Annotated in this window: 26 protein-coding genes and 1 pseudogene; 26 read left to right on the plus strand and 1 reads right to left on the minus strand. The window is 28.6% G+C overall.

The window, feature by feature from the left end:
* Positions 1-245 precede the first annotated feature (245 nt).
* The 9 genes and pseudogenes from BMW96_RS10235 to BMW96_RS10270 all read left to right on the plus strand — a co-directional run bounded on the left by BMW96_RS10235 (position 246) and on the right by BMW96_RS10270 (position 4,445).
* Positions 246-824 carry a uracil-DNA glycosylase family protein gene (locus tag BMW96_RS10235; protein WP_092355345.1) on the plus strand — a complete coding sequence of 193 codons (579 nt, stop codon included), beginning with the start codon at positions 246-248 and terminating at the stop codon, positions 822-824.
* Positions 825-1,014: 190 nt separating this feature from the next.
* Complete coding sequence (rapZ, locus tag BMW96_RS10240) at positions 1,015-1,869, plus strand: RNase adapter RapZ (protein ID WP_180320381.1); 855 nt, start codon at positions 1,015-1,017, stop codon at positions 1,867-1,869.
* An 8-nt stretch (positions 1,870-1,877) separates the two neighbouring features.
* On the plus strand, positions 1,878-2,825 hold the full coding sequence (gene whiA / locus BMW96_RS10245) for a DNA-binding protein WhiA (RefSeq protein WP_092355348.1): 948 nt from the start codon (positions 1,878-1,880) through the stop codon (positions 2,823-2,825).
* Between the two features lies 1 nt (position 2,826).
* The gene (locus BMW96_RS10250; protein ID WP_092355351.1) at positions 2,827-3,039 is read left to right on the plus strand and encodes a helix-turn-helix domain-containing protein; all 213 of its coding nucleotides are present in this window, start codon (positions 2,827-2,829) and stop codon (positions 3,037-3,039) included.
* Between the two features lie 38 nt (positions 3,040-3,077).
* A complete protein-coding gene (locus BMW96_RS10255; RefSeq protein ID WP_092355354.1) occupies positions 3,078-3,359 on the plus strand; it encodes a hypothetical protein in 282 nt (93 codons plus the stop codon).
* Positions 3,360-3,505: 146 nt separating this feature from the next.
* The gene (locus BMW96_RS14825) at positions 3,506-3,721 is read left to right on the plus strand and encodes a LamG-like jellyroll fold domain-containing protein (RefSeq protein WP_272482258.1); all 216 of its coding nucleotides are present in this window, start codon (positions 3,506-3,508) and stop codon (positions 3,719-3,721) included.
* Complete coding sequence (locus BMW96_RS10265) at positions 3,666-4,010, plus strand: FIVAR domain-containing protein (RefSeq protein WP_092355362.1); 345 nt, start codon at positions 3,666-3,668, stop codon at positions 4,008-4,010. Before BMW96_RS14825 ends, BMW96_RS10265 begins: the two co-directional genes overlap by 56 nt.
* A gap of 18 nt (positions 4,011-4,028) precedes the next feature.
* Positions 4,029-4,112 (plus strand): annotated as a pseudogene (locus tag BMW96_RS14830) (hypothetical protein); the annotation flags it as partial.
* A 12-nt stretch (positions 4,113-4,124) separates the two neighbouring features.
* Complete coding sequence (locus BMW96_RS10270) at positions 4,125-4,445, plus strand: hypothetical protein (RefSeq protein WP_143050736.1); 321 nt, start codon at positions 4,125-4,127, stop codon at positions 4,443-4,445.
* Positions 4,446-4,641: 196 nt separating this feature from the next.
* Here BMW96_RS10270 and BMW96_RS10275 read toward each other — a convergent pair whose 3' ends face one another.
* Complete coding sequence (locus tag BMW96_RS10275) at positions 4,642-5,988, minus strand: MATE family efflux transporter (RefSeq protein WP_092355366.1); 1,347 nt, start codon at positions 5,986-5,988, stop codon at positions 4,642-4,644.
* 294 nt (positions 5,989-6,282) lie between these two features.
* Between BMW96_RS10275 and BMW96_RS10280 the strand changes: the two genes are divergently transcribed.
* The 17 genes from BMW96_RS10280 to mnmG all read left to right on the plus strand — a co-directional run bounded on the left by BMW96_RS10280 (position 6,283) and on the right by mnmG (position 24,203).
* Positions 6,283-7,194, plus strand: coding sequence for a PD-(D/E)XK nuclease family transposase (locus BMW96_RS10280; RefSeq protein ID WP_092355369.1), 912 nt, complete (start codon positions 6,283-6,285; stop codon positions 7,192-7,194).
* A 211-nt stretch (positions 7,195-7,405) separates the two neighbouring features.
* Positions 7,406-7,930, plus strand: a complete 525-nt coding sequence (gene rnmV, locus BMW96_RS10285; RefSeq protein ID WP_092355372.1) for a ribonuclease M5 — start codon at positions 7,406-7,408, stop codon at positions 7,928-7,930.
* Positions 7,931-7,964: 34 nt separating this feature from the next.
* Positions 7,965-8,771: a 16S rRNA (adenine(1518)-N(6)/adenine(1519)-N(6))-dimethyltransferase RsmA gene (gene rsmA, locus BMW96_RS10290; protein ID WP_092355375.1), complete on the plus strand. Its 807-nt coding sequence runs from the start codon at positions 7,965-7,967 to the stop codon at positions 8,769-8,771.
* A gap of 27 nt (positions 8,772-8,798) precedes the next feature.
* The gene (locus BMW96_RS10295) at positions 8,799-9,542 is read left to right on the plus strand and encodes a sporulation peptidase YabG (RefSeq protein ID WP_092355378.1); all 744 of its coding nucleotides are present in this window, start codon (positions 8,799-8,801) and stop codon (positions 9,540-9,542) included.
* A gap of 4 nt (positions 9,543-9,546) precedes the next feature.
* Positions 9,547-10,407, plus strand: a complete 861-nt coding sequence (gene ispE, locus BMW96_RS10300) for a 4-(cytidine 5'-diphospho)-2-C-methyl-D-erythritol kinase (protein WP_092355380.1) — start codon at positions 9,547-9,549, stop codon at positions 10,405-10,407.
* Positions 10,408-10,704: 297 nt separating this feature from the next.
* Positions 10,705-12,084: a bifunctional UDP-N-acetylglucosamine diphosphorylase/glucosamine-1-phosphate N-acetyltransferase GlmU gene (gene glmU, locus BMW96_RS10305; protein WP_092355384.1), complete on the plus strand. Its 1,380-nt coding sequence runs from the start codon at positions 10,705-10,707 to the stop codon at positions 12,082-12,084.
* Positions 12,085-12,093: 9 nt separating this feature from the next.
* A complete protein-coding gene (locus BMW96_RS10310) occupies positions 12,094-13,050 on the plus strand; it encodes a ribose-phosphate diphosphokinase (protein ID WP_092355387.1) in 957 nt (318 codons plus the stop codon).
* Positions 13,051-13,188: 138 nt separating this feature from the next.
* Positions 13,189-14,001, plus strand: a complete 813-nt coding sequence (locus BMW96_RS10315; protein WP_092355390.1) for a hypothetical protein — start codon at positions 13,189-13,191, stop codon at positions 13,999-14,001.
* A 228-nt stretch (positions 14,002-14,229) separates the two neighbouring features.
* On the plus strand, positions 14,230-15,750 hold the full coding sequence (locus BMW96_RS10320) for an NEAT domain-containing protein (protein WP_092355393.1): 1,521 nt from the start codon (positions 14,230-14,232) through the stop codon (positions 15,748-15,750).
* On the plus strand, positions 15,741-16,640 hold the full coding sequence (locus tag BMW96_RS10325; RefSeq protein ID WP_177165841.1) for a heme-binding Shp domain-containing protein: 900 nt from the start codon (positions 15,741-15,743) through the stop codon (positions 16,638-16,640). The genes BMW96_RS10320 and BMW96_RS10325 overlap by 10 nt, the downstream gene beginning before the upstream one ends.
* On the plus strand, positions 16,618-17,505 hold the full coding sequence (gene isdE, locus BMW96_RS10330) for a heme ABC transporter substrate-binding protein IsdE (RefSeq protein ID WP_092355396.1): 888 nt from the start codon (positions 16,618-16,620) through the stop codon (positions 17,503-17,505). Before BMW96_RS10325 ends, isdE begins: the two co-directional genes overlap by 23 nt.
* The gene (locus tag BMW96_RS10335; protein ID WP_092355399.1) at positions 17,492-18,484 is read left to right on the plus strand and encodes a FecCD family ABC transporter permease; all 993 of its coding nucleotides are present in this window, start codon (positions 17,492-17,494) and stop codon (positions 18,482-18,484) included. Before isdE ends, BMW96_RS10335 begins: the two co-directional genes overlap by 14 nt.
* Positions 18,465-19,229, plus strand: a complete 765-nt coding sequence (locus BMW96_RS10340) for an ABC transporter ATP-binding protein (RefSeq protein ID WP_177165842.1) — start codon at positions 18,465-18,467, stop codon at positions 19,227-19,229. Before BMW96_RS10335 ends, BMW96_RS10340 begins: the two co-directional genes overlap by 20 nt.
* 480 nt (positions 19,230-19,709) lie before the next feature.
* Positions 19,710-20,468: a TatD family hydrolase gene (locus BMW96_RS10345; RefSeq protein WP_092355405.1), complete on the plus strand. Its 759-nt coding sequence runs from the start codon at positions 19,710-19,712 to the stop codon at positions 20,466-20,468.
* An 11-nt stretch (positions 20,469-20,479) separates the two neighbouring features.
* Positions 20,480-21,409, plus strand: a complete 930-nt coding sequence (locus BMW96_RS10350; RefSeq protein ID WP_092355408.1) for a G5 domain-containing protein — start codon at positions 20,480-20,482, stop codon at positions 21,407-21,409.
* A gap of 411 nt (positions 21,410-21,820) precedes the next feature.
* A complete protein-coding gene (locus BMW96_RS10355) occupies positions 21,821-22,171 on the plus strand; it encodes a hypothetical protein (RefSeq protein WP_092355412.1) in 351 nt (116 codons plus the stop codon).
* A gap of 169 nt (positions 22,172-22,340) precedes the next feature.
* The gene (gene mnmG, locus BMW96_RS10360) at positions 22,341-24,203 is read left to right on the plus strand and encodes a tRNA uridine-5-carboxymethylaminomethyl(34) synthesis enzyme MnmG (RefSeq protein ID WP_092355415.1); all 1,863 of its coding nucleotides are present in this window, start codon (positions 22,341-22,343) and stop codon (positions 24,201-24,203) included.
* The last annotated feature ends 5 nt before the right edge of the window (positions 24,204-24,208 follow it).

Genomic DNA, 24,208 nt, shown 5'->3' on the forward strand with positions numbered 1-24,208 from the left:
ATGGATTTTTTTATATGAAAGGGATTAACAAAAGAAAAAGAGCTGAACGCTCTAAATAATTAATAAAAATTACTTAGTCGTTACAGCCCCTTTTTAATCTAAAATATAACATATTATATATTTTTTATTTGGTAATTATAAAAATGAATAATCATTTTTAAATAAGATAGTTATAATATCAAAATAATATATTATTAATAAAATAATGATATAATATAAGCTTAAAAGGATAAAGGAGCTAAATAATGGACGATTTTAATAAATTGAAATATAACATATCCAAATGTAATTCTTGTAAAGATGATTTTGGATATGAACCACATCCAATTTTTTGGGGGAACAAAAATGCTAAAATAATGCAAATAAGCCAGGCACCATCCTTAAGTGTGCATAATACTTTAAAGCCATTTAATGATTTAAGTGGAAAAAAATTAAGACAGTGGTATGGTATAGATGATGATATTTTTTATAATCAGGATAATTTTTATATCACATCTTTAGCACACTGTTATCCTGGTAAATCAAAAAGTGGCGGAGATCGACTACCGCCAAAATGCTGCAGTGATAGATGGTTAAAGCAAGAAATTGAAATAGTAGAAAATAAAATATATATTGTGGTTGGCAGTTATGCAGCAAAAAAATTATTTCCGAAAAAAAACTTTAAAGATTTAATTTTTAATGATCAATTTTTATATGGTAAACGGGCATTTGTGTTGCCACATCCTTCACCATTGAATATGCGCTGGTTTAAGAATAATCCAAATTTTGAGCAAGAAAGGATCTTAGAAATAAGAGAAGTTATTCATAGTCTTTTATTTGAATAGGATTTTATAAGTAGTTTATATTATTGATATTTATTTTAACAAGTAAAATATATTTTATTAAATACAGAAATAGACAAATTTATTATATATAATGGTTATAAATAAGTACAAAAGTAGTTGAGAAAAATCAAAAATTAAAGTACACTTATCGTTGTAGATTTGATAAAATATATATATAGAAAGAGAAGTGATGATTGTGGATCAAGTTGAGATTATAATAGTAACAGGGATGTCAGGAGCAGGGAAGACAAGTGCAATGGCATGTTTTGAAAATTTAGCATTTCGTTGTATAGATAATTATCCTGTAGCACTTTTAACAGAATTTGCGGAACTTGTACAGGATGATTCTAAATATCAAAATGTTGCAATGGCAGTTAGTTTGGATGATGCATTAAAAGCAATTAGATTGTTGTCTAATTTAGATTGGATTCATTTATCAGTTGTCTTTTTAGATTGTGATGATGAGGTATTGATTAAAAGATATAAAGAAACTAGAAGATCACATCCATTGTTAATCTCTAATAAGGCATCTTCTTTATTGGAGGCAATTGAATTTGAAAGAAGATTGGCTGAGCCAATTTCAAGATTAGCTAATTTGACAATTGATACAACAAAGCTTAAAGGAGCTAGATTTCAAAACTTATTAGAAGGCTATTTTAATAGTGGAAAAGTAGATCCATTTAGAATTACTTTTGAATCATTTGGATATAAACATGGTGTACCTAAAGATGCTGACTTATTATTTGATGTTCGGTTTTTACCTAATCCATTTTATATAGAGGAATTAAGATCTTTAACAGGAAATGATAAAGCAGTTTATGATTATGTTATGGAAAAAGAAGAAACAAAGGTCTTTATTAAAAAGATGATTGATTTATTTGATTATTTATTAAAAGAATATGAAAAAGAAGGTAAAATGCATTTAATTATTGGTATTGGATGTACTGGAGGACAGCATCGTTCTGTTACTTTAACAAATTATTTTGCTGATTATTATAGTAAATATTATCAGGTTCATCGCTTGCATCGTGATGCTGATCATTAGGAGTAATTATGGTATCGTTTTCGAGAATAGTAAAAGAAGAAGTAGTTTTTAATGATTTTGAGTCATGTTGTCAAAGGGCGATGTTGTGTGCAATAATTAAAATTAATGGAACATTATCTTTATCTAGCTATGGGTTATCTTTAACGATTAGAACAGAAAATGCGAAAATCGCTTCCAAAGTTCATCGAATGTTAAAGGAAGAATATGATCCTCAGATTGAGTTTTTAGTTTCTCGTAAAATGAAATTAAAGAAAAATAATGTTTATATTTTAAAAGTTACTAAAGCAAGAGAAATATTAGATGATTTATCTTTGATGGATGGTTTAGGGTTTAATATTATACCAAATAGAAATATTTTAAAAAGTGAGTGCTGCATGCGGGCGTATTTAGCAGGGGCGTTTTTATCATGTGGAAGTGTAAATAATCCAGAAACATCAAATTATCATTTAGAGATGAGTTTTAATGAAGAAGAATTTGCACAATTTATTTCTAAAATAATGAATGATTTTGAACTGAATGCTAAAATGATTAAACGTCGTAATAAATATGTTGTTTATTTAAAATCATCAGAAAAAATTGGAGATTTTTTAAGAGCAATAGGTGCAAGTCAGTCAGTAATGAATTTTGAAAGTACCAGAATTGATCGTAATATGTCTAATACTGTTAATCGTTGGAATAATTGCGATATTGCTAATGAGATTAAATCAATGGCAACTGCAAATAAACAGATTAATGATATTAATACGGTTGATATGTTTATGGGGTTGGATATGCTTGATGAAAAAACTCGTATAGTTGCATTGATTAGAAGAAAGTATCCTGAAATGACATTAAATGAATTAACAGAAGTTTATTATGAAGAAACAGGGCAAACTATAAGTAAATCTGGATTACATCATAGATTTAAGAAGATAAGTGAAGAGGCTAAACGATTAATTCAAATGGAGAATGAGTAGAATGGATAAAATTGAAATTAGGTTTGGACAACGAGTTAAAGAAATCCGATTAAAGCAAAATATTTCTCAAGAAGAGTTAGCGTTTCGTTGTGGGTTATCAAAAAATTATATTTCGGATGTTGAAAGAGGCACAAGAAATATATCCTTAAAATCAATTGAAAAAATTGCTGAAGGCTTTGTAATTAATATCAAGGATTTATTTGAATTCAAATAATATTGGTGTATTATATCTATTATAAAGGAGTTGATATCATGGGAATGTATTATACAATCTTAGTCATTTTATTTATTATAATTATATTAAGCTTAATTTTAAATCTTCTTACTAGCCCAATTACTTGGATTATTATTGCTGCATTGGTAATTTGGTCTTCAATAAAAAGATATTTATACAAAAAACAGTTAGAAGAATTTAATAAAGAGTTTCAGCGAAAAACAGAAGAAAAACGTAAAACTTATTATAATCAAGAGCAATATTATCGAGGTAATGAAGATATAATTGATGTTGATTATAAAGAGTATGAGGATGACTAATTGTCATCTTTTTTATTAAATAAATAACTAAAAAAAATATTTATTTAGTTAATTTTTTAATTTTATTTTAAATATTTTATGTGAAATTAATATTGAAAGTGCTATAATTTTATATATAGGAAAGATATAAAAATAATTCATTAGAAATTGGTACTAGATATGTTGAAATACCAGATATGCAGTTAGGAACAAGAGATTTTACAATTTCAATGTGGTTTAAATCTAATGAAAGAAAAAATGATACTATAATTTTCAGTAATAAAACAGGAGATTCAGGTAGAAATTTGGGAATCTTTTTCTGCAATTATGATGTTTTTTTTGCTAATGCAGGAGCAGGAAGTAGTATATCGTCAAAAAGGTAATATTGATGAATTTAAAGTATATGATTATGTATTAGATGGAGCTCAAGTAAGAAAAACTTATCGAAATTATATAAATATTGTAGATAAAACAGAGTTAGAAGAATTATATGAAAATTGTTTAATATTAAATGAAACAAATTATATACAAGAAAGCTGGGCAGAATTTAGAACAGTAATGAATAATGTTAAAACTGTCTTAGAAAAAGAAGATGTTACTCAAGAGGAAATAAATAATGCTTTATCAGTATTACAAACTACAAGAGAAGCTTTAGTTGAAAAAGTAGTGTAAACAAACAAAACAGCATTACAAAAAGCATTAACAAATGCAAATACAGTATTAAACAATGTAAATGCAACACAGGCAGAAGTAGATGAAGCATGTGATGCATTAACAAGAGCATACTTGAACTTAAGATTAAAACCAAATAAAGATTTATTAGCGGATTTAATTAATAAAGCAAATGGGTTAAATGCAGCAAATTACAGTGCCAAAACATGGGCAGTAGTAGAAAATGAAGTAATAAAAGCACAGGCAGTATTAAATAATTCAGAAGTAAGTGAGGCAGAAGTAAAAGCAGCACATGCAGCTTTAACAAAAGCCATTGAGGGATTAGTGGCAAAACCAGGAGATACAACAACAAGTATAAAAACTGGAGAGAATGGTTTAATGACAGTCTTTGCAGGGTTATCAATATTAAGTTTACTAAGAAGAAAAGAAGATTAATAAAATAAAAGGAATTGTAAGGGATTAATCGAATGAATAATCTGTACAATTCTTTTTTGTAATAGTGATTTAACTATTTTTATTAGGAATAATAAAAGCAGTAGATAATATATTCTTAGGATTTTAATTAATAGAGAGAACATATGATTAAGGTGGAAATGTAAATAAGAAAATATATTACTGATTTAAGTATTAATTATATTATTGAAGAAAATTTTAATATTTCTTTTTTTAGTAATATTATAGAAACAATACTAGCAATACATTCAGCAATTAAAAAAGATAACCAAACCCCATTTAAACCAATTAAAAATAATAAAATGTGTGCTAGTGGAACAGTAATAATAAGTTGCCTTAATAATGAAATAGTTAATGAATATTTACCATTACCTAAAGATTCAAAGGTTCCTGAGATGACTATGCTAACACTAGAAACAATAAAGCAAATAGAAAATATCCTTAAACCTATAATTCCAATATTTAGTAAAGAGCTAGTAGCATTGAACCATGATAAAATAAATTTAGGGAAAGTCATAAAAATAAGTGCACCACTACATAGGATTACAGAAGTAACAATTATAGAAACTTTAATTATTTTTTTAACTCTTTCAAAATGTTTAGCACCAAAGTTATAACTAATTAAAGGGCGCATTCCTTGAATTAGACCATTAGCTGGCATATAAACAAATGATTGTAATTTAAAATAAATTCCTAAAAAGGCAATTGCAGATTGATTAACTGTAGTTAAAAGTCCATTTAATAAAGTAACTAAAATAGAAGGTAAAGCAGTCATTACTCCAGAAGGAATAGCAATTGAATAAATATTTTTAATAATTTGTAAATTAGGTTTAAAAGTAGTTAATGATAATTTTAAAAATGATTTTTTTCTAAATAATAATATTGCCAACAAACAAGCACTTATTTGTCCAATTATTGTAGCAATTGCAGCACCAGATACACCGAATTTTAAATATCCATTTATTCCAAAAATTAATATAGGATCTAAAATAATATTAACTACTGCACCAACAACTTGTAAAAACATAGGAATTATCATATTACCTGTAGCTTGAAACATTTTCTCAATTGTAATATGAATAATAGAACCAAAAGTTAAAGTAATTACAATACTGCCATAAGTAATAGCATAATTTAATGTTTCTGGATCATTAGTAAATATTGAGAAAAAAGGTTTAATTAAAAAAACACCAATAAAGATAAACAATAGAGAATGAAGAAGCGATAAAAAAATACCATGTGAAGCAATATTATTTGCAAGATTATTTTTTTTAGCACCTAGATTTTGAGCAATTAAGGCATTAATTGCTACTCCTAATCCAACAGAAAATGCTAATGATAGATTTTGCAAAGGAAAAGCTAATGATAAAGCAGTTAAAGCTTTTTCACCTAGTTTAGCAACAAAGATACTATCAATAATATTATACATTGATTGAATTAGCATAGATAGCATAGGTGGGATAGCCATTTTCATTAGTAGTGGAAAGATTGGTTTATTTGCCATTGTATTATGTTCTTGTTTCATATTTTTCTCCTTTAATAAAAAAAGCTATAGTTGCTTGTTTATAAATCAGAAACAAGTAAAATCTATAGCTAATATTTAAGCAAATTATTTTGTTTTATCTAGATTAGAATAACTAAAAAATAACTAAGTGTCAATAATATATTTTTAAAACATAGGGGATATGTATTAAAAAAGGATTATTATTTATAAATTAAAAGTAAATATTAGAAGTAAGATATCATTTCTTACTTTTTTTGTTTTATATAAAGTAATCTGAATATTTTCTTTTGTATATATTATTAGGAGGTATTTTCTATGTCAAAACAATTTTGTAATGATTTTAAAAATGATGTTCTATTCAAGTATTTATTATATGATGACTTAGATCCTGACTGTATCTTTATGTTAAAACTCTTTATTGAAAATATCCTTAATATTAAATGTCATCAGATCACTGTCCTTAATCCTGATCTTAACCCTAAAGATAAAGATATGGTTCTTGATATTAAGGTAAAGACTACTAATGGTGATATCATTGATATTGAAATGCAGAACTCCACCTTTTCCAAAAGTCATTACTGCCGTTTCCAACAGTATGGCGCTACTTTACTTGCATCACAAAAGGAAAAGGGAAAGGATTATACAGAAACAGCACATCCAGTATATCAGATCATCTTTATCGATGATATTGATAAGGATAATCTGAAACTTATTGATACATACAGAAGTATCAACGATGAAGGGATGGTAGAAAAGTATAATCTTACAACCAGAAGCTATGTTCAATTGCCATATATAAATATTATCAGGAAACAGAAAGGATTAAAAAGGATGACAGGGATAGAACTGGCACTGTACATATTTAAAAACGGAATAGATAATGATATAATTGGTTTAACAGACCAGGGAGTGATAAGTATCATGAAAAAGAAGTTGGAAAAGTTTAATGAAGAAGCCAAGTTAAGAGATATGTATTATAAGAGAGATTTAAACAGAGCAGCAAACGAATCAGAAAAGCAGGAAATATATGAAAAAGGATTGGCTGAAGGTGAAACAAAAGGTGAATTAAAAAGAACTATTAATCTAATTGAAGCAAGATATGGGATAAGAGAAGAAAAATGGGTATTATCGCTAAATGAAAAACAGTTAAAAGCAATTGACAAGATAATCTTTGAAGAGATTGTATATAAAAAGTTTAAACAGCGAATAGATGAAATAAGTGAATAATAAATATTATTAGAATTATATAAATTATTGATAAGAAATGGTGGAAGAAATCAAAAATCACTACATCATTTTCTTTTTTTATTTTTTAGTATATAGTAAATTAGAAAACTGGATAAATATTGAAAGTTAAAAGGTGTTGAAACTGTTATTATAAAAAAATTTAGATTTTAAATTGTGATAAAATTAGTTATAATTATAACTAGGTGAAAATATGAAAAGAATAAAAGAAATAATAGTGGTAGAAGGAAAAACAGATACAGCTTTGTTAAAAGAATTATTTGAAGTGGATACTATTGAAACACATGGACTAGCTTTAGATGATAAGACATTAAATTTAATAAAAGAAGCTAGTAAAAGTAGAGGAATTATTGTTTTGACAGATCCTGATTTTCCAGGTAAAAAAATAAGAGATCAAATTCAAAAAGTTGTTCCAAACTGTAAACACGCCTTTGTTTCAAAAAAAGATGCTACAGGTAAAAAAAAGTTAGGTATTGCTGAAGCAAAAAAGGAGGCAGTAATAGAAGCTTTGGAAAATGTTGTTAATTTTGATGTTAATCAACAAAGTATTACTTGGAAAGAATTTATTGATTTAGATATTATTGGAAATAAGAAAAAAAGATTGTTGGTTTATGAAATGTTTAATTTAGGATATGGTAATGTTAAAACATTATTTAAACGATTAAATATGGTAGGTATTACAAAAAATGATGTAATAGAAAATATGAATAATAATTAAAATAGAAGGATTTTAAAATTAAGGTGAATTAGTAATGAAAGATATAGCAACTAGCCCTACAACTAAATATATTTTAGATAAATATAATTTAAATGCGTTAAAAAAATATGGACAAAATTTCTTAATAGATGCAAATGTTGTAAATAAAATAGTTAATCAGACACATATAGATAAAAATACTGCAGTTATTGAAGTAGGTCCAGGAATAGGTGCTTTGACACAGATATTAGGAAGAAGTGCTGGAAAGGTAATCAGTTTTGAAATAGATGAGAGGTTTGAACCTGTCTATAAAGAGTTTTTAAATGAGGATAATATTGAGATTATTTTTGGTGATTTTTTAAAACAAGATATTAAATCAATTGTTGAAGAGTTAAAAGATGATTATCGAAGAGTTTACCTAGTGGCTAATTTACCATATTATATTACAACAGCAATAATTGAAAAAATTATTTTAGATAATTGTCAAATTGATGAAATGATTATTATGGTTCAAAAAGAAGTTGCTTTGAAAATGACAAGTGATTACAAAAATCCATTATTATTAATGATTGAAGATATTGGTAAGATTGAATATTTATTTACAGTAAATAAAAGTGTATTTTTACCTGCTCCACATGTGGATTCAGCAATAATTAAAATAAGATTAGATAGAGGATCGGATTTAAAGTTATATAAAGTATTAAATATTTGTTTTAAGCAACGTAGGAAAACAATTTTAAATAATTTAAAACAAGATTATAATAATGCAAATGAGATTTTAATTGCTTGTGGAATTGATATAAAAAAAAGAAGTGAGGAGTTATCTTTGAGTGATTTTAAACATATCACTGATATAATATAATTGCATATAATAGTACTGGTGATATTGATGAAGATTGGAGATATAGTTTGCCGTAAAAAATATGGCAAAGATATTTGTTTTAAAATTACTGATATTAAAGATGGAGTTTATTATTTAACAGGTATAGAATATCGATTAGTTGCTGATAGTGATGAAAGTGATTTGGAATTAAGTGATTTTAATAGTGAAAAGAGTGATATAATAGTAGAAAATAAACCATGTCTAAAAGGTAGTGTATTGCATATTGATGGTGATAAAAATTATTTAGAAATGTGTTTGAAAAAATATAAGGAATTTAATATAAATGTACATGGCTATTATATGAAGGAAAATGAAATTAAAGATAAAATTATTCCTTTATTAGAAAAACATAAACCCGATTTACTTGTTATTACAGGACATGATGCAATGAAAAAAAATGGAGATCGAAAAAATATAGATAGTTATCTTCATACTATGGATTTTGTTGAGGCAATTCGTAGAGCAAGATTATATCAGGATGATAAAGATAGTTTAATTATTTTTGCTGGTGCTTGTCAGTCATATTATGAATTGTTGTTAGCTAGTGGAGCAAATTTTGCTTCTAGTCCAAGTCGTAAAAATATTCATGCTTTAGATCCAGTTTTTGTTGTTAGTCAGATTGCTAATGCAAGTGTGAAAAATTATGTAGATTTAGAAAAAATTGTTGCAAAAACTTCTAATAAACATTTAGGAGTTGGTGGTATCGATACAAGAGGAGTTGCAAGAAAAATTTATCCAACAAGCAGGTGATATAATGAAGATAAGAGCATATGCAAAAATTAATTTAGCATTAGATGTAGTAAGAAAAAGAGAAGATGGATATCATGAATTAGAAATGATAATGGCACCAATTACTTTACATGATTTGATTTATATAAATGTGATTGAAGAAGGAATAGAAATTGAATCAAATAGTACAATTATGCCTGTAGATCAACGTAATATTATGTATAAAGTTGCTGTATTAATGAAAGAACGTTATAGAATAAAAAAAGGAATTAAGATATATGTTTATAAACATATTCCAACTCAAGCTGGTTTGGCAGGGGGAAGTGCAGATGGAGCAGCAGTAATTAAAGCGATTAATAAATTGTTTCATTTAAATCTAACTAATGAACAAATGGCAGCTATCGGTAAAGAAGTGGGTGCTGATATTCCGTTTTGTATTTATCAAAAGTTAGCTTTAGTTAGTGGAATAGGTGAAAAGTTATCATTTATTGATCAGTCATTTGAATGTAAAGTATTACTTGTTAAACCAAAAAAGGGAGTTTCAACAAAAAAAGCTTTTAGCAGTTTAGATTTAAGTAGGGCAAGTCATCAGGATTGTCATTTGATGGCAAAAGGGATAGAAGAAAATGATTATCAGGCAGTAATTAGTAATTTACAAAATACTTTAGAAAAGCCATCAATTAAGATGGTTCCAGAAATTGAGATGATTAAGCAGGAAATGATAAAAATTGGATTTGATGGTGCTTTAATGTCTGGTAGTGGATCATGTGTATTTGCTCTTACTAAAAGTGATGAGATTTTAGATAAAGGATTCAAATATTTTAAAGGGAAATATTATTTTGTAAGGAAAACAGAAATATTGAATCAAAATCAATTAGTAGATTAGTTATTAAATATAGGTTCTTGTCTAAGGCAAGAACTTTTTTTGTTTATTATGAGGGCTTTAAAGCTTAATATTGCTAGTATGTAGAGGTTTGATTTATCGAATCTCTACATGTCTTTTATTGAAGTGTAAAGTTTATATAATAAGTTTTTTGATAATAAAATCTTTATTTTGTTTTAAAATTTAGTTTTGAATATATAATTTGGCTAATTTCTTAGTGAATATAAACATTTTTTAGTCTTTTTTCTTTAACTCATGTAATTTTTTTGATATTATGTTGTTGTTAAAAGAGGTGTGAAAATGAAAACTTATGCTGTGGTGATGGCGGCTGGTAAAGGAACCAGAATGAAATCGGATAAACCTAAAGTTGTCCATGAAGTTTTATATAAGCCAATGATTAATCATATTGTAGATGAATTGAAACAGGTTGGAGTAGATGAAATTTATGTGATTGTTGGTCATAAAGCTGAGGAAGTCGAAAAACTATTGGATGGTGTAAATATCATTTATCAAAGGGAGCAGTTAGGAACTGGTCATGCTTTAATGCAATGTAGAGATGCATTAGCAAATAGACCTGGGACTACTGTGGTTTTAAATGGTGATGCACCACTAATTACAAGTGAAACATTACAAAATTTAATTGCTTATCATAATGATAATGAATTAAAGGGAACGATCATGACTTGTGATTGTGAACTAGATAAAAAATTTGGGCGTGTAATTAGAGTAAATGATCGAGTTACAGGAGTAATAGAATTTAAAGATTGTAATTCTGAGCAGATTTTGATTAGTGAAATGAATTGTGGTGAGTATTGTTTTGATAATGTTGCTTTGTTTAATGCATTAGAAAAAGTAACTAATAATAATGCGCAAAATGAGTATTATATTACAGATGTTATTGAGATTATGAATAATGATAATCTTAAAGTTGGTGGATTTAAGATTCCTGATTTAGCAGAAGTTGGTGGAATTAATGATCGTGTTGAATTAGCAGAAGCAACAAAAACTTTACAACAAAAAGTAAATAGAAAACATTTATTAAATGGGGTTAATATTATTGATATCAATAATACTTATATTGGTGTAGATGTTATTATTGCTCCAGATACAACAATTGAACCAGGGTGCATTATTAAAGGAAAATCAATTATTGGCTCTAATTGTCATATTGGACCATATTGTGAATTTAATAATGTTGAAATTAAGAATAACGTTGAAATTAAATATTCAGTTATTGCTGATTCAGTTATTGAAAATGGTGTTGATATTGGACCATTTGCACGTTTAAGAACAAATTGTCATATTTTAGAAAATGCTCATATGGGTAATTTTGTTGAAATGAAAAAAGCTGTGTTTGGAAAAGGTAGTAAAGCATCTCATCTAACTTATGTAGGAGATGCAGTAGTTGGTAGTAATGTAAATATGGGGTGTGGAACAATTACTTCAAATTATGATGGTAAAAATAAATTCCAAACAATTATTAATGATAATGCATTTATTGGTTGCAATAGTAATTTAATTGCACCTGTAACAGTAGGAACAAATGCTTATGTGGCAGCAGGCTCAACAGTTACTGATCAGGTTAATGATGATGCATTTGCTATTGCTCGTGCACGTCAAGTTAATAAAGAAGGATACGCTAAAGTATTAGAAGAAAAAAGAAATCAAAAAGGAAAATAGGAGAAGAAAATGAAAAATAAAATAACTGTTTTTGCATTGTCAGCTAGTGATAAATTAGCTAATGATATTGCAGAAAAATTAGGAACTAAAGTAGGAAAAAGTAAAGTACATCATTTTGCTGATGGTGAAATTTTAGTTGAAATTGATGAATCAGTACGTGGTAAAGATGTTTTTATTGTTCAATCTACTTCTAATCCAGTTACTGAAAATTTAATGGAAATATTAGTTTTAGCTGATGCATTAAAAAGAGCTTCAGCAAAACAAATTACAGCAATTATTCCTTATTTTGGCTATGCACGTCAAGATCGTAAGGCAAAACCTAGACAACCAATTACTTCTAAGTTAGTGGCTGATTTATTAACTGTTGCAGGGGTAACACGGGTTGTTACAGTTGATTTACATGCTGCACAAATTCAAGGATTCTTTAATATTCCAGTAGATGAAATGCAGGCATTACCACTTATTTCAAATTATTTTAAGAAAAAGAATATGGAGGATATATGTGTAGTTTCTCCTGATCATGGTGGTGCTACTAGAGCTCGTAAGTTAGCTGTAGCATTAGATGCACCAGTTGCGATTATTGATAAAAGAAGACCTAAACCAAATGTTGCTGAAATCATGGGAGTTTTAGGTGATGTATCAGGTAAAAATTGTATTATGATTGATGATATGATTGATACAGGTGGTACAATTATTGCAGGAATTGAAATGTTAAAGGAAAAGGGTGCAAAATCTGTTCATGTAGCTTGTACACATCCAGTATTTTCTGGGCCTGCTGTAGAAAGATTGCAAAAATCTTCAGCCGATGAAGTTGTTGTTACAGATACTATTAAATTACATGAGGATAAAGTTTTCCCTAAATTGAAGACAGTTTCTGTAGCGGGGTTACTTGCTAAAACTATTGAGAATATTGAAAATTGTTTACCAGTTTCTGATGTATTTCAAATGTTTGATTTTGATAAATAATACTTTGTGTTTTTTAGTGAAACTAGAATCGTTTATTTGAATAAATTTAAAGCTATATTCATGAATATAGCTTTTTTATCTTGTTTTAAACGAATAAGTACGTTACTATGTTAGGGTAAACTAACTTCGGAGGGGCTTATGCATCTAACAAAAGAAAAATTATCATATTTATTATTTTTATATAAACAAAAGAAAATGGATTACACAGTTACTCGGTTAGCACAAGAGGTTGGGGTATCAAAATCAACGTTTAGTCGAGTATTGAATACTTTCTATCAGCAGGGGTTAACGACTGAAAAAGGAAAGGGGATTTTATCATGCCAAGGATGTAAAATGGCAAGGGAATATTTAAAAGATATTAATAAATTATCTGATTGGTTAAAACATACAGCTAATTTTGATGATGAAGAAGCGTATCAGGAGGCACTATCATTAGTTTTAACATTATCATCAGAAGCACGAGCTAAGCTTGTCAATAATACTAGTAAAGAAAGATTATTTGAATTGATTGATAATGTAAAAGAAATTAGTGGAGATATGCTTAGTGTTAATCTTGATGATGGTCAATACCCATTTGCTTTTACTGTTTATAAAGCTGATAAGATGGGAATATCAATGGCTAATGATGGCTTCTTTCATCCAGGGATATTGGATATAAAAATGGGGTATGGAGGATTAGTTTTAAAGCCAAAAGAAGTTGAACGAGAATCAATGATGGGGAAAATGGTTCTTAAAGGGAAGGTAGGTTCTTTAAAATACCAAGTTGGAGAAGATTATCTTGAATGTCGCATGATCAAGGATGATTATATTATTCCTATTTCAAAATTACGTTTTCATTATTCAAAGGAAGAACGGATATTGCAAACGAGTGTAAAGATAAAGGTTAAACCAACGGTTGGTAAAATTCATATGCCAGAGAGTATTGCAATTATGAATGTTATTATAAAATAGTATTTCATCGATGAAACATCAAAAAATGCTGAATTTATAAGGGAAAAAGATATTTTTTGAAAAGATTGTTTCAACGGGGGCAACAAAATTAGTAGTTGTTTTAAGATTAGATGTATGTAAAATAATGAATGTAGTTAGCTTTAGCTAACATTGACAGAGAATATATTCTCTATATTTTTTAACTAAATAGTTAGTCTTTTCTAACAAAGAGAAAGAGGGAGGAAGAAAATGAAAAAAATTTTAAAAGTAGTTTTAGTTTTAATGATGGCATTTGGAATTCAGGTAGCCGCATTAAGCAATGTAGATGCTACCCAGGTAAGCAATTTACCAGATGGTAAATATGCTGTTCCAACAAAATTGAAGAATGCAAGTAATATTACAATTGATTCAATGGCAGCTGGAGCATTAGCAGAAAATGGAGAATTATCAGTAGAGGAAGGAAAGTGGTATTTAACTGTTGAATTTAAAACATTAAATTTAATGGGCTTAATTGGTAATGCAGGAAATATTCAATATTATGAAACTGATACAAAATCAGAAAAACATGCTACTGAAGTTGTTAGTTATCGCTTAGATAATCAAGGAATTCAACAAGTAGAAAAAGTTAAAATACCAGTAGCAGTAAACAGTGAAGGTGTTTATATTGAAATGCATGTTGATGCGATGAATACAGAAGTTGATGCATATATTCAATACAGTACAGCGGATATTGTTATTCCTGAAGAACCAGAAGCACCTGAATATACATTAGCTGATGGTACTTATACTGTGACTAGCGATGTATTAAAGGCAAATGAAGATGTACAATCAATGGCTGCACAAGCAATTAAGAGTGCTACGGTTACTTCAAAAGATGGAACTTTATTAGTAACATTACAAATGGGTGCAGTTACTGTGTATGGTCAAACTGCATACGTTGATAAAATGGAAGTTGAGCAAGCTGATGGAACTTATAAAGAAGCTGATATCACAGGATATGATAGTGATGGAAAAGTAAATGAAATGCAATTCACATTAGCAAAAAATACAAAATTAACAAATGTAAAATTCTATTATGGTGGAAGTGCTTATGGTTCTGAAGCGAGATTATCTTTAGGATTAGATAATCCAACACCAATAGTGCCAGAAAGTACAAGTAAATTTGCTAAAGATGGTACATATACAGTAGATGTTGCTTTATGGAATGCGACTCAAGACAAGGCTTCAATGGCAGCAGGTGCAATTGACAGTCAAGCTACAGTAGTAGTTAAAAACGGTGTTGCAACAATGTATATCACAACTAAAGAAATGACTATGGGAACAATTAAAGCATGGTTAGAAGAATTATACATTGGTTCATCAACTGATGATTACAAATCAAATCCAGCTGCTATTGTAAGTAAAAATGCTGATGGTAAAGCTATTATGTGGTCTTTTGTTTTACCAAATGAGGAAGAATTATTTGATGTTGTGGTAAATCCACATGTAGCTATGATGGGAAATAGTGATATTCCAGCAAGAATGAAAGTTGATTATAACATGCTAAAATTTGTATCTGATTCAATTGAAGCACCTAAGGTAGATGGTGAATCAAATAATAATACAAACAATACACCAAATACAATAGCTCCAATGACTAACCAAGCTCCAAGAACATCAAGTAGTTCAGTGAAAACTGGAGATAATGCTAATATGGGATTCATGGGAGGATTATTAATTTCATCATTAGCGACTACAGCATATTTAACAAGAAAAAGATTATGCAAATAAAAAAAGTATTATTAGTATTAGTTGCCATCATAACGATGACAATTAATATTAAACCAGCTTTTGCTAATAACGATGGAGCGTACTTAATTGGACGCTCCACATCTTACGTTAATCCTCTTACTGGTAACACCGAAGATGGTGGTACTAATATAACATTAGGTGAAAGCATGGTTTCAAGTATTGTAGAAGGCAATTTGTTATTAGAGCAAACTGGCGGTAAATATTATATTACTGTTGGTTTGGGATTAGCTTCAAATGTTTCAAATGTAAGATTTAAAATCATGAATAGTGGTGGTTCTTTTAGTAGTGTTAGTGCTACTAAAACAGGAAGCAGTAGTGCTAATGGTGACACGGTAAATCATTATCGAATTCAAATGAATTCATTATATGATTATATTAGTCCTATTATGTATGTCGCTCCAATGGGGCGTGATGTGCAATTTTTTATTAAATTAAATCAAGGATCTATTACTCCAGGAACAGGTGTATACACTAGTACCATGGTACCAGCCACTGCCAATAATGGAAATACGGAAAATAATAATTCAACTATTAATAATAGCAGTAGTGATAATGCAAGTACGAATTCTAATCAAACTAGTGATACGACAACAAATGAAGAACAACCAGTGGTAGAAACGCCAGTAACTATAGTGGGGGAAGTGTCACGTGAAAGTTTATTTGATGATATTTCTGGCTTATCTAGCCATGTAATTGATACAAATGGCAAAGTTAATGAAAAGAAGAAATTGACAGTTAAAAATTTATTAAAACAAAGTGAGAGAAAAAAGGATAGTAGTAATAACACGATGTTGATTATCAGAATTGTAGCAGTTATAGCTATCGTAGCAGAAGGAGCATATTATTATGTTAAAAAAGTTAAAAAATAGTTTTCTTGTTCTTGTCCTTGCTCTGTCGATGATTGGTTGTGTAGATCAAAGTGGAAAAAGTGATAATAATACTTTAACGATTGCTGCAACTTCGGTAGCTGTTACGGAAATTTTAGAAGCTTTGGATGTTCCAGCTGATCAGGTAATTGGCATTCCAACGACTGAAAGTTATACAGTACCAAAGAAATATAAAAAAGCGACAGAACTAGGAACTGCAATGTCGCCAGATATGGAAGTATTGTCAACTTTAAAACCATCGCTAGTATTAAGCCCTAATTCATTGGAGGGTGATTTAGCTTCTAAATATGAAAAAATTGGTGTAAGTTCTAGCTTCTTAAATCTTAAAAGTGTAGCAGGTATGTTTAAAAGTATTGAGGAGTTAGGAAGCTTATTAGGTAAAGAGAAAAAAGCTAATAAATTAGTAGATGAATTTGTTAATTATATGGTTGAATTTAGAGCAAAATACCAAAACACAGCAAGTCCACGGGTTTTAATTTTGATGGGTTTGCCAGGTGGCAGCTACCTTGTCGCTACAGAATCTAGCTATGTTGGTGATTTAGTAAAATTAGCTGGTGGAACAAATGTTTATGGTAATGGTGATGGTCAGGATTTTGTCAATGTCAATGCTGAAGATATGTTACAACAAAATCCTGATATTATCTTGAGAACTAGTCATGCGATGAGTGAGAAAGTAATGAAGAATTTTGAAACCGAATTTGCTCAAAATGATATTTGGAGTAAATTCAGTGCAGTTCAAAATGGCAAAGTTTATAATTTAGATAATAATTATTTTGGGATGAGTGCTAATTTTAATTATCAAAAAGGTTTAGAAAATTTAGAAGGAATTTTATATGGAACTAATTAAAAAACATCCGCAAATATTTATAATCTTTTTAATAGTGGTATTGTTTATCTGCTTTTTTATCGCAATAAATCTTGGAAGTATTCAAGTTTCAATTGTTCAATTATTTAAAGGGTTATTTATTGAATACGATGTCGATGTAGCAAGTGTATATAGTATTCGCTTTCCAAGAATTATCATCTCCATGTTAGTAGGTGGTGCATTAGCATTATCTGGACTTTTATTTCAAGTTGTTTTAAAGAATCCATTAGCTGATCCAGGAATCATTGGAATTGCTAATGGGGCGAGTTTAGTTAGTGTACTAGTTGGTTTATTTTTACCTCAACTATCTGCAATTGCTCCTTTACTATCATTCTTTGGAGGTTTAATAACATTTGTTATTATTTATAGTTTATCGTGGAAAGCTGGATTTAAAACAACTCGAATCATTTTGATTGGGGTGGCAATCAACTATACGCTCAGTGCTCTTGTTACCCTCGCAAATAGTGCAACTGCTTCAATCACAAGTGGTGCTACGGGTACGATTCCCTTGTATACTTGGCAAGATGTTACGACCTTATTAATTTATTTAGTTCCTGTAATAATCATTACTTTATTTATGGCGAAGGCATGTAATCTATTAGGGTTAGAAGATCGAACCCTTACTTCGCTAGGAGTAAATGTGAATGTATATCGCTTTGGTTTATCATTATTAGCAGTTTTATTATGTAGTATTAGTGTAGCAGTAGTTGGGGTAATTGGCTTTATTGGTTTGCTAGTACCCCATATTTCAAGATTGTTAGTGGGAACTGAACATAAACATTTGATATCAATTAGTTTATTGATAGGAGCAATTGTTTTGTTAGTTGCGGATACAGTAGGAAGAATTATTATGGCACCATATGAAATTTCAGCTGCAATCATTATGGCAATCATTGGTGGACCTTTATTTATTATCTTATTGAAACGGAGTATTGATGTTGATGGAAGTAAAAAAAATTAAATTTAGTTATCAAGATAAACCATTTATTGAAGATCTTTCGGTAAAATTTAAAAAGAGTAAGATCACATCGATCATTGGTCCTAATGGTAGTGGTAAATCGACTTTATTAATGCTTTTAAGTAGGATTTATAAAGCAGAAGATGGAATGATAACATTAAATACTAAAGATGTTTGGAATTATAAGATCAAGGAGTTTGCTAAAAATGTTGCAGTAGTCCATCAAAAGAATCAGATTTACAGAGATTTAGATGTTAAGACAATTGTTGGTTATGGGCGTTTACCATATTTAAGTTATCATCAAAAACTAAGTGAAGAAGATTATCAAGTTATAGATTGGGCCATTACAACGACTAATTTAAAAGAATATAAAAATCGTTTGTTATCAAATTTGTCTGGTGGCCAGCAGCAGCGGGTTTGGTTGGCAATGGCTTTAGCTCAAAAAACATCAATTTTATTATTGGATGAGCCAACTACATATTTAGATGTTAAATATCAAATTGAAATACTTAACTTAATAAAAGAAATAAATACAAAATATCAAATGACGATTATTATGGTTCATCATGATATTAATCAAGCAATCAACTATAGTGATGAAATTATTGCAATGAAAGATGGGAAGATATTATTCCAAGGAGTTCCTGAGCAAGTAATAACTTCAACTTCATTAAAGTGTTTATATGATTATGATTTATCAGTGATTGATTATAATCATCAAAAGATAGTATTAAATTACAAAACATAATTTACCACAGTTAATAGATAATGTAAGGTATTTATGATTTAATCTAACGATATTTATTTACTATACTAATAAATGTAGTCAGATATAGTTTTTGATTCTTCTCCTTGATTGACTACTTAATATATTATTCTTTTCATAATATCAATATAAAAAGGTAGCTTTTCCCACTACCTGATCTTTAAAGCAGACAGTCTGTCCCACTGTCTGTTTTTATTGTTTATAGTATAAATTAAAAAGAATTGTTAAAAATTAAAACATAAAACCATTTTTATTATTTTCTTTCTTTTTATACAAAACTTATGTATAGATTATAAAAATTTATCTTTTGTCTAAATTTGTATGTATAAATATGTTTAAAAAAGAAGAAAAAAATAAAAAATATTGATTTTATCGCGTTATTTTCTTTGGTGGTATAATTTTTAGTTTTAGATATTTGACAAATGAGATTGATTTTGTTAAGATACAGCAGAGGTGAGATTTATGTACTTTGATACTCATTGTCATTTAAATAGTGACGATTTATATGAAAATCACGATATGTTTATCCAAAAAGCCCTAGATAATGGTGTTACAAATATGGTTATTGTAGGCTATGACTTAAAGTCATCTCGAATTGCAATCGAATTAGCTAAACAATATGAGTTCGTATATGCGGCAGTTGGTATCGGACCAAACGATTGCTTAAACACAACAAAAGATCAGATAAACATTATTGATAAGTACTTAGAGGAGCCTTGCGTTGTAGCACTTGGTGAGATTGGTCTTGATTATTATTGGGATAGTGTTCCTAAAGAAAAGCAGATGGATGTTTTTCAATGGCAGATGGATTTAGCAAAAAAACATCAGAAGCCAGTTGTTATTCATTGTCGTGATGCTTATGAAGATACTTATGAAGTGCTAAAACGAAATGGACATCCTGGAATAATGCATTGTTATAGTGGCTCTGTTGAAATGGCGGAGAGATTTGTAAAATTAGGTTTTTATATCTCTCTAGCGGGTCCGGTGACATTTAAGAATGCTAGAGTTCCAAAAGATGTGGCAGCGAATATTAACATCGAGAATTTATTAATTGAAACTGACTGTCCTTATTTAACACCTCATCCATTTAGAGGAAAGTTAAATGAGCCTGCAAATGTTGTGTATATTGCCCAGGAAATAGCTAAGCTAAAGAACATGGAGATAGAAAACGTTGCAAGTAAGACAACGTTTAATGCTAAAAAGGTTTTTGGCATTAAATAGGAGGAAAATTAATGAAAAAAATTAAAGAGGCTATTATCAAATCTGATTCTAGGATGAAAGGAATTTTAGTTGTGATGATTGCCTATACTGGAATTGTTGTAACAACATTAAATGCTGGTGCAACAAACCAAATTGATAACTATGTTGAAACTATTGATATAAAAGTTCAAGATGGTGATGAAGCGCAGAAGGATTATTTAGTAAGACAAGCTGCGGTATCTAATGTACTTGAAGATTTAAATGTATCTTTGAATCCACAAGATATATTAAATTTTGATTTAAATTATATATTAAATAATAATGATTTGGTTCAAATTACAAGAGTTAATGAAGCTAATGTTGATGTATTTGATACAGTAGTATCAAATACAGTAAATACTAATGGATTAGAGTTATTTACTACAAAGGTTGTACAACAAGGGCAAAATGGGCAAGTAAAAAATACTTATCGAATCACTTATCAAAATGGTAAAGAAGTTAATAAAGAATTAATAGGTAGTGAAGTTGTGGTTCCTGTAACTGATACAATAGTTGAAACTGGAACTGTACAGCCAGGTGCATATTTTACTGGTAAGTTGACAACTTATGGTGGTGATTGTGCAGGCGGAAATGGTACATCATCAACAGGGATTAAGTTAAGTCCAATTACTGGGGTTCAAGGATCAAATAGTCCTAAGTTAACATATAATGGACGTTCATATTATTGTTTGGCTGCAGACCCATCTATTCCATTTGGTACAATTATTGAAATTACTAATCATAATTTGAGTATCGAATCAACTGCTTATGGTATTGTTGTAGATCGTGGAGGTGCGATTAAAGGTAATAAAATAGATATTTTTAATGGTACAGAAGCTGGTAAATATTTTAGTGGAGGTTCTTCTAAAAATACACAATTTAAGATAATATCAGTTGGAAGCGGGAAGAATTTTTGGAAATAACACATATTAAGTAAAGTTAGAATCTACCTTCTATTAGATAGTATAAATAGTTATAATTACACTATCTATAGAAGGTTTTTGTTTTATAAAAAGTAAAAAAAATTAAAATAAGATTTATCCAAAAATATTTAAATGAAGAAAAATCATATTACATTATAATTAAAAGTGAAAAAGAGAGTATCTGTAATAATACTAACAGAATAATTATTAAGAAAACAATAAATAAGCTGGTTAATACTGAGTATATATTTTTTATGATTATTTATATACTGAAATATAAAAATAAAGTTATTATAATGATAACTTCAACATATAATATTTTAATTATTTAATTTGGATTGTTATATAGTATTTTTATTGTTTGTATGATTAGTCCGTAATTAAAGATTAATAAAGAAAGGAAATATTTAAATGAAAAAAATTAGAATTTGGTTTAATAAACCAGTATTTACATTAGTGTGTTATGTATTAGCAATTTTATTATTAGGGTATACATTATTTATGGTGAAAAATTCATATGATTATATTTCTTTATTAGTAATACAGGGAAATGTTTCTTGGATGACTGACATAAAAGATATATTTTCATATTTTGTAGATAATTCTGTTAGTTATTTATTTTATGCTTTTTCTTTTATGTTTTTTGGAAAAGTAATTAATATTTTAAAACCAAAACAAATAAAAGAAAAAATTGAAATCAATGAAGAAAATGAGCTGGTTAAAGAGATAATAGAAGTTGATGAAGATTTAGTAGAAGCATAGTGATTTTCCTCCATGTTATAAATGGAGGCTTTTTATTTTTATAAAATATATTAAAAATAATGTGTGAATAATAATAGTGATTAAAAGTATTTCATAGAAAACGGATTATTGTTTAAAAAGTGGAAAATTTGTAGTACAATAGATTAGTATTAAGGAGGGAATGGAATAAATGTATGATGTTATAGTGGTAGGTGGTGGTCATGCTGGAATTGAAGCGGCATTAGCACCAGCTAGAATGAATCAAAAAACTGTGTTAATTACATCTAATTTTAATAATGTTGGAAGCCTTCCTTGTAACACTTCAATTGGTGGACCTGCTAAAGGAATAATTGTTCGTGAAATAGATGCATTGGGTGGGCAAATGTCAAAAACTGCTGATAAAACATATTTGCAAATGAAAATGTTAAATACAGCAAAAGGACCTGGAGTACAATCTTTACGAGCTCAGGCTGATAAACAAGCTTATCCAAGATATATGAGGAAAGTATTACAGCAACAAGAAAATTTAGATATTATTGAGGGTATGGTTGAAGATTTAATTATTGAAGATAATTGTGCTAAAGGGGTTATTCTAGCTGATGGTCATGAAATTAAAGGAACAATAGTCATTTTAACAACTGGAACTTATCTAAAATCTGAAATATTATGTGGGGATCAGAAATATTCCAGTGGGCCAGATGAAGAGAAAGAATCAAAATTTTTATCAGATCGTTTAAAAGCCTTAGGTTTAAGAATTCAACGTTTAAAAACTGGAACTCCTCCTCGGGTAGAAATTAATAGTATTGATTATTCAAAGACTAGTTTACAGCCTGGAACAGATGCTAAACTTGCCTTTAGTTATCAAGCAGATGAATTTATACCATTGAAGCAACAATTACCATGTTATTTAACTTATACAAATGAAAAAACTCATCAAATAATTTGTGATAATTTAGAACGTTCTAGTATGTATGGAGGATATGTTAGTGGTGTTGGACCTCGATATTGTCCATCCATTGAAGATAAGGTAGTTAAGTTTTCAGATAAATCACAACATCAAATTTTTCTTGAACCAGAATCAAGGGAAATGAATACAATATATGTACAAGGTTTTTCAACTTCACTTCCTCATGATGTCCAAGAAGAAATGATTAGAACAATACCAGGTTTAGAAAATTGTAAAATATTAAAATATGCCTATGCTATAGAATATGATGCAATTGATCCATTACAATTATGGCCTACATTAGAAACAAAAGTTGTAAATAATTTATTTACAGCAGGTCAAATTAACGGAACTAGTGGTTATGAAGAAGCAGCTGCTCAAGGGTTGATTGCAGGAATTAATGCGACATTAAAAATTAAAAATAAAGATCCGTTGATTTTAAAACGTGATGAAGCTTATATTGGTGTAATGATTGATGATTTAGTTACTAAGGGAACTGAAGAACCGTATCGAATGTTAACAAGTCGAGCTGAATATCGTTTATTGATACGTCATGATAATGCTGATGAAAGATTAATGAAATATGGTCATGGTGTTGGTCTTGTTAGTGGTGAGATATATCAAAAATATTTAGATAAAATGGATGGTATTTTTAAGGAAATTGAAAGACTTGATAATATTCGTTTTACTCCTAAACATCCAATTAATGATATTTTGGAGCAATTAGGATCTGCTAAGTTAAATGAGGGGATTAGTGCAAAGGAATTAATCAAAAGACCAGAATTAGACTATGAAAAAATCTTATCGTTTATTGAGGCACCTAACCTAAGTGATGAGCAGAGAAAAAGAATTACAATTTTAATTAAGTATAAAGGCTATATTGATAAGTCATTACGTCAAGCAGCTAAGCAAAAGAAAATGGAAGAAAAGAAGATTCCTAATGATATAAATTATGAAGATATTAATAATTTGGCATTGGAAGCAAAACAGAAATTAAGTATGATTCGTCCTTTAACTATAGGACAAGCTTCAAGAATTTCAGGAATTAATCCAGCAGATATTTCAGTGTTACTAATTTATTTAAAACAAAAATATAATGAGGAATAACAATA

The organism is Thomasclavelia cocleata, assembly GCF_900102365.1.
GTDB classification, from domain to species: Bacteria; Bacillota_I; Bacilli_A; order Erysipelotrichales; family Coprobacillaceae; genus Thomasclavelia; species Thomasclavelia cocleata.